At 60.9% G+C, this 15745-nt stretch carries 11 protein-coding genes; 7 read left to right on the forward strand and 4 right to left on the reverse strand.

The window, feature by feature from the left end:
• Positions 1-4: 4 nt before the first annotated feature.
• The 3 genes from KY500_RS04055 to KY500_RS04065 all read right to left on the reverse strand — a co-directional run bounded on the left by KY500_RS04055 (position 5) and on the right by KY500_RS04065 (position 1934).
• A complete protein-coding gene (locus KY500_RS04055; protein ID WP_219902435.1) occupies positions 5-499 on the reverse strand; it encodes a hypothetical protein in 495 nt (164 codons plus the stop codon).
• A gap of 92 nt (positions 500-591) precedes the next feature.
• Positions 592-1140, reverse strand: coding sequence for a GIY-YIG nuclease family protein (locus KY500_RS04060; protein WP_219902436.1), 549 nt, complete (start codon positions 1138-1140; stop codon positions 592-594).
• Between the two features lie 125 nt (positions 1141-1265).
• Positions 1266-1934, reverse strand: a complete 669-nt coding sequence (locus KY500_RS04065) for a hypothetical protein (RefSeq protein ID WP_219902437.1) — start codon at positions 1932-1934, stop codon at positions 1266-1268.
• Positions 1935-2229: 295 nt separating this feature from the next.
• Here KY500_RS04065 and KY500_RS04070 point away from each other — a divergent pair, with 295 nt between their 5' ends.
• The 7 genes from KY500_RS04070 (at position 2230) to KY500_RS04100 (ending at position 14064) form a co-directional block, all read left to right on the forward strand.
• Positions 2230-3924, forward strand: coding sequence for an ATP-dependent endonuclease (locus KY500_RS04070; RefSeq protein ID WP_219902438.1), 1695 nt, complete (start codon positions 2230-2232; stop codon positions 3922-3924).
• Positions 3925-5560: 1636 nt separating this feature from the next.
• Positions 5561-7087: an IS21 family transposase gene (gene istA / locus KY500_RS04075; protein WP_219902439.1), complete on the forward strand. Its 1527-nt coding sequence runs from the start codon at positions 5561-5563 to the stop codon at positions 7085-7087.
• A complete protein-coding gene (istB, locus tag KY500_RS04080; protein ID WP_219902440.1) occupies positions 7084-7863 on the forward strand; it encodes an IS21-like element helper ATPase IstB in 780 nt (259 codons plus the stop codon). Before istA ends, istB begins: the two co-directional genes overlap by 4 nt.
• A 527-nt stretch (positions 7864-8390) precedes the next feature.
• Positions 8391-9083 (forward strand): hypothetical protein, encoded by a 693-nt coding sequence (locus KY500_RS04085; protein WP_219902441.1) that lies wholly within the window; start codon positions 8391-8393, stop codon positions 9081-9083.
• Positions 9080-11284, forward strand: a complete 2205-nt coding sequence (locus tag KY500_RS04090; protein ID WP_219902442.1) for an ATP-binding protein — start codon at positions 9080-9082, stop codon at positions 11282-11284. The genes KY500_RS04085 and KY500_RS04090 overlap by 4 nt, the downstream gene beginning before the upstream one ends.
• A gap of 73 nt (positions 11285-11357) precedes the next feature.
• Positions 11358-13457 (forward strand): hypothetical protein, encoded by a 2100-nt coding sequence (locus tag KY500_RS04095; RefSeq protein WP_219902443.1) that lies wholly within the window; start codon positions 11358-11360, stop codon positions 13455-13457.
• 457 nt (positions 13458-13914) lie between these two features.
• Entirely contained in the window at positions 13915-14064 is a 150-nt protein-coding gene (locus tag KY500_RS04100) for a hypothetical protein (protein ID WP_219902444.1), read from the forward strand.
• A 365-nt stretch (positions 14065-14429) separates the two neighbouring features.
• Here the strand turns inward: KY500_RS04100 and KY500_RS04105 are convergent, their stop codons facing one another.
• Positions 14430-15674: an IS256 family transposase gene (locus KY500_RS04105; RefSeq protein WP_219901179.1), complete on the reverse strand. Its 1245-nt coding sequence runs from the start codon at positions 15672-15674 to the stop codon at positions 14430-14432.
• Positions 15675-15745 lie beyond the last annotated feature (71 nt).

Here is a 15745-nt window from a genome sequence, read left to right on the forward strand (position 1 = left end):
GGCCTCATTCACCTTGACAAATTCCGAGGAGGTCGAGGCTGAGTAGGTCAGAGAGATCTATTGACGTAGCCAAGGTTGTTTCATAGTGACTCGTATGAAACGCATAGAGGATCTCGTTGAGTCGCTCACGATTTTCGTCGCGAACTAGCAAGCGCACGCGGCCAGCTGCTGAGTTGTAGTCGACGTAGTAGATGCTGAAGCTAGTTAGCCCGGCCGCACGATTCGCTTCCACTTGATCGGCGGCCTGCTTGGCTGCTTTCGCTACCGAATCGAGCAATCCAAGGTAGATCGGTAGCTTGACATCACGATCCGCCGTCTTCGTGTCGTGTGTAAGTCGACTAGCCTCCAACGAAACACGGGAGGCATCAATGGCAGAGCGAGTCTTGTCCATCTCCGCGTTCTTGCGGACGGTGTACCAAGCCGCCCCCGCTCCGAGCAGTATTGAAACCAGAGGAAGCACGAAGCCGGAGAGGAGAGAGCGCCAATCATCAGGGGTCATACCTGAGCCTAGGCCGCGTTCCATCAGTTGGTGTGGCTGCACCAGGAACCTTCGATCTTTCGCCCCGCAGGGCTCGTCGAGCATCAGTCGCGTTACACCAAGTCAGCGGCCGCCCAGGCAATCTGACGGCACAGCACACGTAGATCGTCAAGTTCGACCAGTGCCAAAGGATTGCCGTCCAGATTGAGCAACGGCGTGTGGTGAAGAATCAGCAAAGTCTCGGTGGCCGGCACGACGCTACTCGGCAACGCCCGCCAGCTCACCTCGAGGTTGACGTTGATCCAATGAACGATGGAGTCCCGGTCAGGCTTCTCGAAGCTGAAGTTGTACTTGTTCACCTTGTTCGCGAGCGAACCGGCCCGCGGGCGGAACCCCAGAACGGCTCCGATGCTGCGGAAGAAGGTGCCGTGCCCACGACCTCGGAGTTCGTTTCGGAGCATCCGGTCCTTGAGCGACGTTGCCTTCCCTATATAAATCAAGCGCGACGAGCGTTCGCCGAGTAGTGACTCGAATGGTTCTGGCAACGTTGACCCGATGCGGAGTCGAATGGCGTAGAGGCCGGGGGAGGGCGGTACGTCGGAATCGATGGACTCGGCGGGACGGAATGAGGCATCGTCGACGAGTTCTGCAGCGATGGTCACAGCTGCAATCTTAGGCCGAGGGGGTCAGACGTCGAGATAGAAAGAGTCGAGCATTGACCCAGCCGCTGAGCGCCCCTAGCTCCGATGCAGAGTGGCGGCAGTTTTTCCGCGCCGTACCGCCCCGTTTACGAGTTTCTCTGTGCCGCCTTTAGCTCAGCGAGTCTTTTGCTCGCCTCCGCAGCAGCCCGCTCTGCCTTCTTCAGTTCGCGCTCGGCGCGGACGATGTTTTCGTCGCGCATCCCCCTGGCCACGGCGATGCGGGCAGCAGCATCAATGCTCTTCGCTGAGGAAACGACTCCGCGCGTGATCTCGCACTTCGGGCACCATTGTGTCGCGAAGCTCGGCTCTCGATTGGTGTGGTGGACGCTCTGCTCGACCATGTGTCCGCACGTCAGCGTGCGCTCCCAGTTATCGAGTTCTTCCTCCCGTCGCACCAATCCAGCGAGGATTCGCTGGATGCTCTCGTTCTGCTCGGGAGACAACGGGAGCGGCGGACAGCAATAACCGCAGTGCGTAGCCCGCGAGCCTGCCATGCTCCAGCGGTGCGCGTCGCAGGTCGAGTGCATCCGACGGTAGAGCGCTTGGTCTGAGTCGTAGATCACGCGTTGCTCGTCCGTGAGATACATCGTCCCCGGCCAGTCGCCAAGGTTATCGATCACGGGTAGCCCGCAGCCGCGGCACGGCTCGCCTGCAGCGGCTTGTTCGCGAGTTAGGTACATGCCCTTCTCGCGCCATTCGCGGCGCTTGGCTTCGTCGCGATGAGCGCGAGCCTCTTCCTTGAGTGCGTTGGTCATGCGGCGCTTTTCTGCTCGGGCAGCCTTCTGTTCTTCGGTGAGTGGTACGTGGCCCTCCAGTCGCGATGTCGGTGGTTTAGTTGAGAACGCAAGTCCGCCTCAACCATTCAGAAAGGACCATTGCTCTGAACGTGAGGGTAACCGGCTGTTTGCCAGTTCGGAAGTTCACCCCGACACGGTCCAGGAATGCTGCACTGTGGCGCCGAACGGCTTCTATAGAAGGGACGGCGGAATGTTGATCCGGCAAACTCGATGAACGAATGCAGATGAAAATTGTTCCGATAGCCTTGCCGACATGGATGCGACCTCTGTAATTCGATCGATAACGATCAGCGACGGAACTACGGTGGCGCTTCCAGAGCAAGGTGTCGTTCTCCTAGTCGGCCCGAACAACGCAGGAAAAAGTCAGGCCCTGCGAGACATCGCCAGGCAGGCAACCTCAAAATCAAGGGATGGGGTTGTTGTCACAGCTTCCGATGTGTCCTACGTGGGATCGAAGTCCGATCTCTTGGAGACGTTCGAAAAAGACAAAGCAATAATTCGGGCGCCCGGATCCGATGACCGAGTATCTGTCGGCAAGTCGGAGATGCCTCTGAGTCAACTGCTCGCCCTTTGGAGTGGAAGTAATCAACACCACGTCGGCGGTTACTTTCTCCAGCACGCGGACACCGAGAGTCGATTGAATGCAAGTCGCCCCGTTGGCGCGCTCAATTTGTATGAGAAGAATCCGAGTCATCCGCTGCACCGCCTTTACATGCGCCAGGATCTCGAGGTCCGGCTCAATGGAATCTGCCGAGAGGCTTTCGACAAGGGTCTGATACTCGACACTTGGGCCGGCGGCTCAAGCTGGGCACTTCGTGTCGGGGAATTAGCCCCGCCCAACAGCTCGAGACCAGACCAAAAGTACCTGGAGGAGCTCAGGGAGCTGCCGCTGCTGCACACTCAGGGCGACGGGATGCGCTCGATGATGGGGTTGCTGCTCAACCTGATGACGGGCCATCAATCGATCTCTCTCGTGGACGAGCCGGAGGCCTTTTTGCACCCGCCACAGGCAAGGTTCTTGGGCAAGCTTTTGTCCGAGGATACGTCCGAGTCACTACGGACGATTTTTTTGAGCACCCACAGCTCCGATGTCGTCCACGGAGTACTTGAGGGTTCCGCGAACACCACCGTTGTCCGGCTGCGACGGCAAGGGAACACCAACGAGGCCGCAGTTCTGGATAACGATGCCGTTCGAAAACTTTGGAGTGACCCGCTCCTCCGCTACTCCAATTTGCTTGAAGGACTGTTCACTGATGCCGTTGTTGTTTGTGAATCGGACGCGGATTGCAAATTTTTTGCTTCGATCCGAGACACACTGAGCGCGACTGAAGTCGATACGCGTCGCGCGGACATTCTGTTCACGAGCTGTGGCGGGAAGAGCCGAATGCATGTTGCCGTCGAGTCGCTGCGCGCCGCGAGCGTGCCAGTCGCGGTGGTCGGCGACTTCGACGTTTTGAACGACTGGCCAACTCTCTCCCGACTGGTCAAGAGCGCGGGAGGCAATCCGTTGGATTTCGAGCCCGACTGGCGGATACTTTCTGGGGCGCTAACCGCGAAAGCCCGAACCCCCTCAGTGATAGGAATGAAGGAGGCTGTGGCTAAGGCATTCGAGGCGGTGACTGAGGTGACGACGAAGTCCCTCGCGCCAGTACGCGAGGCCCTCAAGATCGAGAACGGGTGGGATCGTGTGAAGAACACCGGCCTTACGGGCGTTCCGAAGGGCGACGCGTACCTCGCTGCGTCCCGCCTCCTTGACGGGCTCGGCGCTATTCATATCCACTTGCTTCCAGTCGGCGAGATGGAGGATCTGGTACCCATGGTCAGCGGCCACGGGCCAGCTTGGCTGGCCGAGGTTCTCGAGCGGAGACTGCACGAGGGCCCAGATGGCGACAGTGCGCGCGGCTTCTTCAATGAAGTAATCCAGTCGATCGCTCCCGGCGCGGAATAGCCGAACTCTTCTCGAATAAGCAACATATCTCGGGAGCCGGGCGGGGGCGATCAAGGGCAAGGGATTGTGCTCCCACAGGGTGCTTGACCGAGCGGCAACTGTGTCTTCGCCGTGAGCGGAGCCTAGCTGTATCGAGTCATGACCTTGGTAACACTTGGCTGATGGCTGATGGCTGATGGCTGATGGCTGATGGCTGATGGCTGATGGCTGATGGCTGATGGCTGATGGCTGATGTGTGTTGCGCTTTGACGTTGGCCAAATACGCGGCCTGATTTCGAGTCCGCCTATTGCTGGCATCCGCTTTTGATCGGCCATGTCGTATTCGATCTGCGAACCTTGCCATGCTGACCAGCATGGTAGATACCAAAATGAGCAAGTCCGCCGGTGAGCATTGGACGTGTGCAGCGCTTTCTCTCCTTGGCTGGGGCGTCGCGCTTACGCGTGATGGTCTGGAGCGGACGGACATACTCGCCGTGCAAACGGGAGGCGATCGTCGGATGATCGAGGTCCAGGTAAAGGCTGCGCGTGGTCTCGGCGATAAGGTCAGTTGGCCTCTGGGACCTAACGCTCAGCTGCCCTCGATTTCCGACCGGGAATGGTTTGTGCTCGTGATGCTCCTCGACAACCTGGTGATGTCACCGCGCGCGTTCGTCGTGCCGCGCGACCATGTCGCAGCGGCTGCGTGGATCTCGCATATGAATTGGCTCACCGACCCGTCCGCAGAGTTGGGGAAACGCAATGCCACAGTGGAGAGAGCGCGGGTGTTAGCTCCTGTTTGGAGCCGCTACGAGAACCGGTGGGACCTCCTCGGCGGAAGTGCACATGAGGCACCGGTGCTTCTCCCGACGGAGTACCGAAGCCTTGCTAGTGACCCGCGAGTTGGACTGCCGCCTAAGCATCCGTGGCACTCCGGCGTGCCGGAATGGCAGTAGACCCGAGGAGCACAGGAGAGCCGGAGCGGAAGCACTCCGTTTGAAACGTGCCGCGCAGACCGTACCGGCCGATGTCTGCCCCCTCTGATTAGATGAGCTCAAGCAGAAACGGCGCGATCATGACGGACACGACAGTGAGACTCGGCGGGAATGCCGTGAGGGGATTCATTGCCGCCTTCTCGGACGCCAGGCGCCGACACTACGAAGACAAGCGTGTTCTCCGGCGTCAAGCGGCGGCGGACTTGCTGTCCTGGATCTCTGAACTCCGTCAGCTGTTGGTAATGCTGGAAGCGGAGTGTGATGAGGCCGCATGGAAAGATACGATGACGCGGTCGTACGCGTCGGTGCGCCGGGTTCGCCAGCTCACTCCCCGAGGGTGGGGGCATCTGCACCACTCGATTTTTGATGCGGTAGGCAACGGTGCCGGCGGTGTGGTGTGGATAGACGTGGCACCGTCATGGGCGGGGGACGCGCTCAGTTATAGCCCGGAGTGGTCCATTTACGCTGCTGTTAGCGGCCATGCCAAACTGCCCATAGGCGGCCACGGAACTGCCCACTGACGGCCAGTAGAACTGCCCGCTGGTGGCCATGAGATCTGCCCACTTCTATTTCTGAACCCCCGCCCGGTTACACGGCGGGAGCCCCTTCCTGGGATTTGATGACGGTGTCTAGTCGCATCAAAGTCGCCCAGGAAGAGGCCCTGAATGAAGTTTGACGGAGAAATCATGGAAATACTCGCTGCCTACGACCTGACCGGGTCGTTGCGCGCCACAGCCGAGCTCACCGGCTGCTCGCACCACACCGTTGCCCGGCACGTCGCGGCCCGCGACGCGGGCCGGCCGATCGCCGAGCCCGCGTTCCGGGGCCGGGTCACGGACCCGTTTATGCCCAAGATCGAGGAGTGGGTCGAGAAGTCGAAAGGCAAGATCCGTGCCGACAAAGCCCACGAGAAACTCCGCGCGCTGGGCTACGACGGGTCAGAGCGGTCGACTCGGAGGGCGGTCGCGCAGGTCCGCGCGGCGTTCCGGCTGGGCCAGGTGCGAGTGCACCGGCCCTGGATCACCGAGCCGGGCATGTGGTTGCAGTATGACTTCGGCGACGGCCCCGTCATCGACGGCAAGAAGACGGTGTTGTTCGTCGCCTGGTTGGCCTGGGCGAGGTTCCGCATCGTGATCCCGCTGCGCGACCGGACCGCGCCGAGCGTGTTCGCGGCGTTGGATCGCTCCTTCCGGCTCCTCGGCGGGGCCCCGACCTACGTGCTGACCGACAACGAGAAGACGGTCACCGTCTCCCATGTTGCCGGGGTGCCGGTGCGGAACCCGCAGACGGTCGAGTTCGCCCGGCACTACGGGGTGACGGTGCTGACTTGCCAGCCCGCGGACCCGGCCTCCAAGGGCGGGGTGGAGTCGTCGGTGAAGCTCGCCAAGGCTGACATCGTGCCCAAAGACACCAACCTCCGGGCCGAATACGCCTCGTTCGCTGAGGTCGAAGCGGCCTGCGAAGCGTTCATGGCCCTGGTCAACAACCGGGAGCACCGCGCCACGAAGCGGAAGCCTGCGGTGATGCTCGAGGAGGAACGGCCCCGGCTGCACCGGGTCCCCGACACTGCGCACACCGTCGCGCTCGGTCTGACCAGAGCCGTTCCGGAGAACACCCCAATGGTCACGTTCGAGACCGGCCAGTACTCGGTCCCGGCGCACCTGCTCGGCGCCCGCGTGTTCGTTCGCAGCCACGGTGTTGGGGCCGACGAGCAGGTCGTCATCGTCCACGTCGGCAGCGACGGCCCCGTCGAGGTCGCCCGGCACCACCGGGCCCGGCCCGGCAGTCCCCGCATCGACGACGCTCACTTCCCTGACCACAAGGAGAAGGTCCCGGGCGACTACACGATCACTCCGCGCAGCACTGCCGAGACTGAGTTCTTGGCCATCGGCGCCGGCGCGCACGCCTGGTTGCTCGAGGCCGCCGCGGTCGGCACCGCTCGGATGAACGTGAAGATGGCTGAGGCCGTTGCGCTGGCCAAGATCAGCGGCACTGCCCGAGTCGACGAAGCCCTCGGCCAGGCTGCCACTTACGGTCGCTTCGCGACCGGCGACCTCGCCTCCCTGTTGAACGCGGGCGGCGCCCGCCCGCCGGCGCGGTCGGCGACCGAGACCAGCTCGCTGGCGCAGGGCACCGCCGGGTGGGCTGCGATCGGTCAGACCACCGGAGACGAGCTGGAGCAGAGCGCATGAGCGTCACCCAGGCCGCCGCACCCGCCCTTCCAGCCGAACTAGAAGCGTTGATGCGGCAGCTGAAGATGCCCTACGCCCGCGCCCTGGCCCCCGAGCTCATCGCGACCGCCCGGGCGCAACGATGGGAACCGGCCGAGATCATCAAGGCCCTGTTCGTTGAGGAAGTCACCGGCCGGTCCCGGTCGATGCTCGCCACCCGGCGCAAGGCGGCGGGGTTCCCGACGGGGAAGACGTTCGATACCTGGGACGAGGCCGCGTCCTCGATCCCGGTTCCCACCCAGCAGGCGTTGCGGACGTTGGAATGGATCGGCCGGAAGGAGAACGTCGTCGTTTGCGGCCCCTCTGGGACCGGGAAGACGTTCTTCCTCGAGGCCCTCGGCCAGCAAGTCGTCGAGGCCGGCATGCGGGTCGCGTGGTTCCGCCTCGAAGACCTCGGCGCCCTCGTTCGCGCGCACCGCGCCGATGACTCCGTCGGCCGGGTCGTGGCCCGGATCCTGCGCTCGGACCTGATCGTGATCGATGACATCGGGCTTCTCGAAGTGGGTGCTGACGCGGCCGAGGGCCTCTATCGACTCGTCGATGCCGCCTACGAGAAACGGTCCATCGCGATCTCGTCGAACCTGCACCCGGCCGGCTTTGAAGAGCTCATGCCCAAGACCCTCGCGACGGCGACCGTTGACCGGCTCCTGCACCACGCTCACGTCTGCCAGACCTCGGGCGACTCGATCCGCCTCACCCAGGCCCTCGCCGGGAAGGGCGTCACGAAGATGAGTTAGACCAACGACGACCGCGCATGGCCAAGGCCACCAACACCCAGGTGGGCAGATCTGTTGGCCATGAGTGGGCAGTTTCCGTGGCCACCAGCGGGCAATTCTGCTGGCCGCCTACGGGCAGTTCTTAATGGCCATTGACACGCTGCGGAGTACCTCGACTACGCGCAGGGGCGGATTCAAGCCGGGCACAACGCGTACGACGCCCGGACGGCAGCAAAGGTGACTCTGCTCAGCTACCAGGACTGGCTGATCCGAACCCACCGGTATGGCGAGGACATTTAACGCGGGCGCACCACCTCCGCGGCAGGCGCGTTGAGGAGCGACGAGTGGAACTGGGCCGGTCTGGCGGGTTTCGGCCCTACTGGCATAACAGGGCGTTTTCGGCGGTGCACACTACGGCTCAGCGCGCACGGGAGTAGTGCCTGACGGTCCGTAGCGTATCTATGCCAATAGGCGTCGTTCTCAGGAAAAACTTCGGTACGCTCTACCTAAAGTGCACAGTGTGCGTGGGGGGAAAGAATTTAGTGCCGATGATGGGCGATTTCAGCGTTGGTAGTGAGCGACCCTCTGCCACGCGCACGCAGCATGCCATCAGAATTATGGTACTGCTGGACCGCTGTGGTGAGGCGACAATTGATGGCGACCCCGATTCCTCGGTTCGGGTTGTGCGGAGTGAACTCCGCCTGCAAGCAATGGACTTCTGGATGCGGAATCCTGACTACTTGGCCGACGAGCTCATAAGCCAGGTTCAGTCGGGGAATCTTGACAGCTCCTATTTGACAACTTCCAGCGACCTTCTCGACGGAGCCGAGCCAGACCTCCATTGGTATCCGATGCCGCGCTGGTTCTACGGCGCTTATGAAGCCATTGACGACGCGGTCGCGTTGCTGGAGACCTACGGTCTCGCGACATTTCGACGCAGTGGCGAAGTCGGGTCAAAGAGCCAGCGCAACATGCTGTTTCTCAACGAGAAGGGGGCCAAAGCTGTCGTCGAACTCGAGAAAGACCCCGTGTTGAGCTGGTACACACGCCAAGCTGGCCTCGTGGCGCTGGTGGCGAAAGACACGGTTGGATCCAAACTCAAGGAGCGCCAGTACGAGCAAGCGACATACGCAGGTACGGAGCTTGGCCTCGAAATCGCGTCGATTTCTGATCGTGTTCGAAAGCGGTTGAGTGAATTGGGAGTGTCCGCAATCGGCGGCGTAACAGGAGATGAAGCATGAGCGCGCTTGCTGAAGAGATTGTCAAACGTCTCAGTCGGAAACAGAAATCCAAACGGCTCAGTATTGAGGTACCTACGGTCGACAAGGTGCTGGAAGACCTGAGCATTCCCACTTCGGCCTCAAAGGGCGTGCCAGTCGGTCTTCGAGTCAAACGGGTGGCGTTCAGTGGCACGAAGCGTCTTCCTCCGGAGCACCCTGACGCTGAGGGTCATCCAATCGAAGAGGTAGGGGCAACAGGATTCCAGCTCGAGCTCGGACTCAACGACGCTGAGCAACGCGCGGAATCTGGACTGAACGATGCCTCAGTATGGACGGGCGAGACCAATGTTGCCGATGAGGGCGTAGATGAAAAGGTACCCCGTGCCTTAGTGCCGTTTGCTTTCGAATGGGAGCCGCAGGAAGGCGTGAACGGTATCGGTTCGGGGCGGAATCTCCGGGGTAAGTCGACCATAATGAATTTGCTTCTGTGGTCGCTGTCTGGCCGTTGCACAGAATTCTCGCCAGATACTCGCCGATGGATTGAGCATGTTGAGGTGGACTGGTTGGTTGGAAACGAGACACTCCGGGTTTCGTTCGACGCCGAGAACGGGGTCGCGAACAACGGAAGGGTTACATCGCTCCGGGATGACGGAGGCGCAGAGAACGTGGTCGCCAGGTTCGATGGTGACTCATTCGAAGATGCGATGAGCTCTGTGATGCTCAACCGACTTCGGTTGGAGATTTTCACAGTGTCGCAGGCAGGCAAGGCAGTACCGCATAAATGGGCGTCATACGTAAACGCTCTTTGGGTGCGTCCGAAATACCTCAAGTCGATCATCGGCAAGGAGCCGGTACTTAGTATCAGGCTGATGCAGATGTTTATCGGTACAGATTGGGTACCGGTCCTTGCGGCGGCTTCGACTGTGGCCGGGGTACTGGCTTCGGAGCAAAAGGCCAATCAAGAACGTACGAAAACTGCCACGGATGCCGTTGGGGCTGCTCGGGTTGAAGCACAGAAGAAGGTTGACGATTTTCAGGCCCAGATCGCGGCGTTGCCCGCCGGTACTCCAGATCTGGCCAAGACGACTGCAGCGAGCCTACGCGCCGGCGACATTGCACTCGAGATTCACGCACTCGAGACTCAGCTGCTGAATAGGTCGGTCGCCGCAGACACGATCCGGCAGCAAATAAAGGCAGCGAAGGCTCGCCAGCACACAGAGTACGAGCATTCCTTGCTGACGAAATTCTTCCATCAGATGGAGCCAACAGTCTGTCCGAGGTGCACAGCCACGGTGACCAAAGCGCGACGGGCTGCGGAACCGGATGAGCATAAATGCTCTGTATGCACCAGCGATCTGAACCTGGAGGCGCTCAAGGCGAAAGTCGTGATTGCCGCTTCCGTAGACATTGCTGTGGCGTCATCGCTGGTCGATTCCGCCTCCGTGAACGTCGCGGAGTCAGACGAGCAGCATCCGGCGCCGCGCAGCGAGATCGATGCGTTGTCAGACGCTCTTCAATCCGCTGAGTCTGGAATAGCGCCGCTGCGCAGTCGCCGTGACGAGTTAGCGGAAGCGCGGGAAGTAGCTAGCAATGAGGCGGTGCTTGATACCGTTCTGCTCGCTGCAGCGCGGGAGCGGCAGAAGCTAGAGATTGAGCTTGCGAGGGCCGAGGGAGCAGTTGACGCACTAGCGCTTTCTGTTACCCCAGCGGCGGGGATGCCTGTCGACCCAATTCATCTTGCGGTGGCGGAGGGTGCTGTCGAAGTCTTGACCAGGTGGGTGAAGCTCCACCAGGATCCACTGCTGATGACTATCTCAGGGGAGATTGAGCGTCTAACTGTAAGCTTCGGCGGCGACAGCTTGAGCCATTTCAAGTTGGACGGCGCAGCCAACCTGAGCCTTCGCAAGGGCGGCGACCCAGCGTCGTACGGGCAGCTGACGCCGGGGGAACAACTTCGAGTTAAGATAGCCACGGTCATCGCTCTCATCAAACACGGCTACGCCGAGAACATCGGTAGGCACCCTGGCTTCCTGCTACTTGATTCGCCCGCTGCGGAGGAAATGCCGGACGGTGATCTGGCGACAATGGTGTCCGCGCTCCTTGAGGTTGCGCGCGAGGCGCCAATGCAGATCATTGTCGCGACTAGAAATACCGGCCCGCTGGAAGAGTTACTTCACTTTAAGAACCGCATAATCGCGACAGGCAACGACTATGTCTGGTGACAACGGTTTATCTGTCTGACAGGTCATCCGGCACCATTCATACGACGCGCACTTCGCTGAACGGAGGTCCCTCGTGAGCGCGCCAGTGGCGAACGCCCTCGCTGCCGAATTGATGCGTCTTGCCCAGATCTCCGCGGGACGTCGATTCCCGGCGAATTCGATCGAGGTCCTTGGCGGTTGGGAACGAATCACGTTGGACGTCGGAACTCTTGTCGGCGAACCGACGCTTCCACTTCTGGCGCGACTAGTCGCAAGAGACGCCGGCGCGGTACCGAACGGACTCGCTACTGCCGCTCTGCTAGCAGTTGTTGACACTGTCTTGGCAACATCTCAGCCAGCGTTGTTTCGGGATTCGATTGATGCTCTGCTCGATGCGGAGGGCGCGACGCGGGTGACAGGTGACCGCCTGGCCGCAGGTTTGTTACCAATCGTGGAGAGCTTCTTCGCCATCGGAAGTCGTGAGCCGGTCGCAGACATGGCCTCAGCTGATGCGTTGGAAGTGCTGACCCGCGTGGCAGCTGCCGGATACGGTTCTCGGTTTGGCCTATTCGCGCTCCTCGAACGATTCTCGACTCCGACGGTCCTACCTATGGCGCGGGCAGCAGTCCGGTCTATTGGTACTGCAGTGGATATCTGGCCAGAAGCGGACAGCCTTATAAGTTGTGTGCGCGCCTTGGGAGGCCTGGACCCAGTGGACGGTGCAGATCCGGTACTTTCAGTGGCGGTGGAGTCGGATGCGACTTGGGTGCTTGGGATGGTCTCGGTCCTTCGTTCGTTGCGCGCCGATTCGATCAAGGAAATGGCCCCCTACGTCGACGACGCCTACCAGTTCTTCGACGTTGCAGCTAAAGCATATGGTCGGCCCGATGCGTCGATAATGCTGTCGGTGATGGACGCTCTTCGGGAACTTATTCGCGCCATCATCTCGGGAACTCCGTCGGAAGCGTTAGGGAGCAAGGCACTTTCGGCAAGTGCAATCGCTGACCTTCAAGCCCGCGTACTCAGATTCAGCATCGGTGGGCACGGGCTTGACCACTGGTATGTCGAAAGTAAGAGTGTGTCGCTCGCGGCCTGGGCTAACTTTGCCGGCGATCTTGACCGCCTTCGGGTCGAGTTTGCGAAGGACGCCTTTTATCAGGCCGAGGTAATTGTCGGCGCACTCTTGAACGTGTATGTGAGCGATCGATCATTCAGAATTCATCGTCGTGAGGGTGACATCGCTGGCGTTCAGGACTTGGTTCAGCCTGTAATCGAGGCGGGTTTCGCGACTAAGGCCAGTCATCTCAGCAACCTTGAACAGCATGCGGCTATTCTCGACGCACGCCTTGCGAAGGAAAGCGATGAGGCCCTCCAAGAGCAGCGGGATGCTGCATACCAAATTATTGAGATCGTCCGGCGGACGGCGAAGGGGGAAGGGGCGCCGGGAAAAGGCGAAGGCGGCGCCCCGTTGCCGCCGCTCCCCGCTTTGCTTAGCCGTCTCGTCAGGCCTGGATCGGTAGAAGAGAACCTGCTACAGCAGATGCCTTTGGAATTACAGGAGGCTATTGCCGAAGGTATGGACGGCGTTGCGGACGGGCGCAGGTACTTGAACATCGTGCAGAGGGAGGTGTTTGACGGCATCCGGGCAAAGTTGGTGGAGTGCTCCGATTACAAAGGTGAAGTGATTCCGCTCTTTGACGAGGTCTTGCTACTCATTCTGAACTTCGTTGTGAGCCGAACGGCGGCGGATTCTGGTCACTATCCATATCTCTTCGACGAAGCGGCGAAGGAGATCGAAATCCATGAGGACCTCTACAACTATCTGGTCGGAAACCTCGGTGCTCGCGCAGAGTACGAAGTCTCGCATGTTGGCGGCGGCAGGGTCGATTTGCGCTTGAAGTTTGACCGCTTCGCCATTCACATAGAAATGAAGGTCGACAGCACCCAGGTATCGATGGATGACAAGACTGCGTACCTCAAGCAAGCTGCGAGCTATCAAGGGAACGACATCATGGTCGGTTTCCTTATCGCTCTACGCCATAAGGCCTTCAAGAAGGGTGGGCCGGCAGCGCACCTGCGGTCGTTGATGGGGCACACTACCTTCGCGATCCCTGGGGACTCGGAGCCGCGCCACATCGTGACGGTGGCAGTTCCGGGGAGTCGGACAAAGCCGTCGGCCTCCACCGCCAGTTAGTCGACTAGGGCTGCTGCAGGCTGGGGAGATGCGGGCTCTCGAACGAGGTCAGGGAACGGGGCTGCGTCTAATTTGGCAGCGGTGCGGTGCGGCGCCGCCCATGCTTACGAGGCAGGGCGTTTTTGGCAGTATGCATCTTTCAGGCAAATTCGTGACCGTGGATCGGTCGGCTGTCGCCTAATTGTGCAGGGAGCTGTCCGTGCGGGAGAACGAAACCCTCATTCACACGCCCCTTACGTGTGCCGCGTGTCGGTCGTGGGTGTTCCATCCGGAGAGTGATGCCGCCTCAATCCATGTTTGAAAAGGAGCGGCGTCAGACTTGGGGCTTCACAACGACCCAGGAGGTCGCTGAATTCTCTGGTGACGTCTTATGAAACGACCAGTCTCTCCAAGTCCTATCGCCACGATCTCGGCGTTAGACCCGAGATGGGCGGGCAACAATATAAGCCTGTCGGCAGTGCGCGACGAGCTGGTGCCGTTCATCGAGTCAGCAGGCGACATGGAACCATTGCAGCGAGCGGAAGCGAGCCCTGAGAATCGCCGGGCCTACGTTTCGGCGTGGCTCAATGAGCATCCCGACGTCGCAACGGAATCGACTTCGGAATAGGCGGGCCCCGTCACCTGCCACCTCACCCGGTTCCAGGGCGCGTGTAAGCGTCGTGGCCCTAGTATCAAAGGGCAGGATGGCGGCATATATGCGTGCACGGCTCGTTTCCGAATTGAGCGTGCAAGAAATCAAGGTGGGGCGACCTGATGCCCTGACGAGAGAGATTGAGGAAGTGTTTCTCTTTGCCAAATCCAGAAATGTCTGAAACGTATGGGGATGCCACAGCGCCGATAGCCGGCGAGTTCGGCGTCAACCACGCCCTGTGGGATGTCTTTGATCGTCTTGAGACTGAAGTCGCAGATGCCGTGGTCACGTCCCGCTGAGTGGTGGAGTTTCTCAACACCGTGCGGGTCAGTTGTTTTAGTTTAGGCGGCGGCTAGTTCTGGGAGGATCACCGCCTCGTCGATTACCTCGGTGGGGTTGTTCATGGTGGCCAGCTCGAGCATGGATGCTTCGGAGAAGTAGCGGCGTTCGCCGGCTTCCCACTCGTCGTGCTGCTCGATCAGAACCGACCCGGCCAGGCGCAGCAGCGCGGCTGCGTTGGGGAAGACACCGACCACGTCGGTGCGGCGTTTGATCTCTTTGTTCACCCGTTCGAGCGGGTTGGTGGACCAGATCTGGCGCCAGTGCCGCCGGGGAAACCCGGCGAACGCGAGCAGGTCGGGTTGCGCGTCGACGAGCATCGCGGCGACCTTCGGGTGCGAGCGGCCCAGCATGGTGGTGACCTCGCGGAACTGTTTCTCGATGTGCTCTTGGTCGGGCTGGGCGAAGATGGTGCGGATGATCGAGGCGACCATGTCCTGGGAGCCCTTCGGGATCACGGCGAGGACGTTGCGCATGAAATGCACCCGGCATCTCTGCCAGCCGGCGCCCTGGAAGACGGTGCCGATGGCCTTCTTCAGCCCGGTGTGAGCGTCAGACATGACGAGCTTGACCCCGTCCAGGCCTCGGGTCTTCAACGACCGCAAGAAGCTAGTCCAGAAGCCCTCGTTCTCGCTGTCACCCACGTCAAAGCCCAGCACTTCCCGGCGCCCGTCCGCGGCGACCCCGACCGCGACGACGATGGCCTGGGACACGATCCGGTGCCCAACCCGGGCTTTGCAGTAGGTGGCGTCCAGGAACACGTAGGGGAAGTCTTGGGCCGCGAGGGTGCGGTCGCGGAACTCGGCGACCTCGGCGTCTAGGCCCGCGCAGATCCGGGATACCTCGGACTTGGAGATCCCGGTGTCAGCGCCGAGCGCTTTGACGAGGTCGTCGACTTTGCGGGTCGAGACGCCGTGCACGTAGGCCTCCATCACGACCGCGAACAACGCCTGATCGACCCGGCGACGCCGCTCAAGCAGAGCCGGGAAGAACGACCCAGCGCGTAGCTTCGGGATCTTCAGATCGAGGTCGCCGGCGGTGGTCGACAAGGTCCTCGGTCGGGTGCCGTTGCGGTGGGTGGTGCGGTCGCCGGTGCGCTCAAACGGGGCGGCACCGATGAACGCGGTCGCTTCCGCATCGATGAGTTCTTGGTAAAGAGTTTCCGTCGCGACCCGAATTCGGTCGGTGACGTCGGTGAGTTTGAGTTCTCCCAGCAGGTCGAGCAGGGCAGACTGGTCTAGAGCCATCGTGGTTTGTGTCTTTCTGTGAGTTGCTTTAGTCGGTACTCACTGACCCTCCCACGGTGGCTCTTTACGTT

Origin of the sequence: Cryobacterium sp. PAMC25264 (assembly GCF_019443325.1) — a bacterium.
Lineage (GTDB): Bacteria > Actinomycetota > Actinomycetes > Actinomycetales > Microbacteriaceae > Cryobacterium.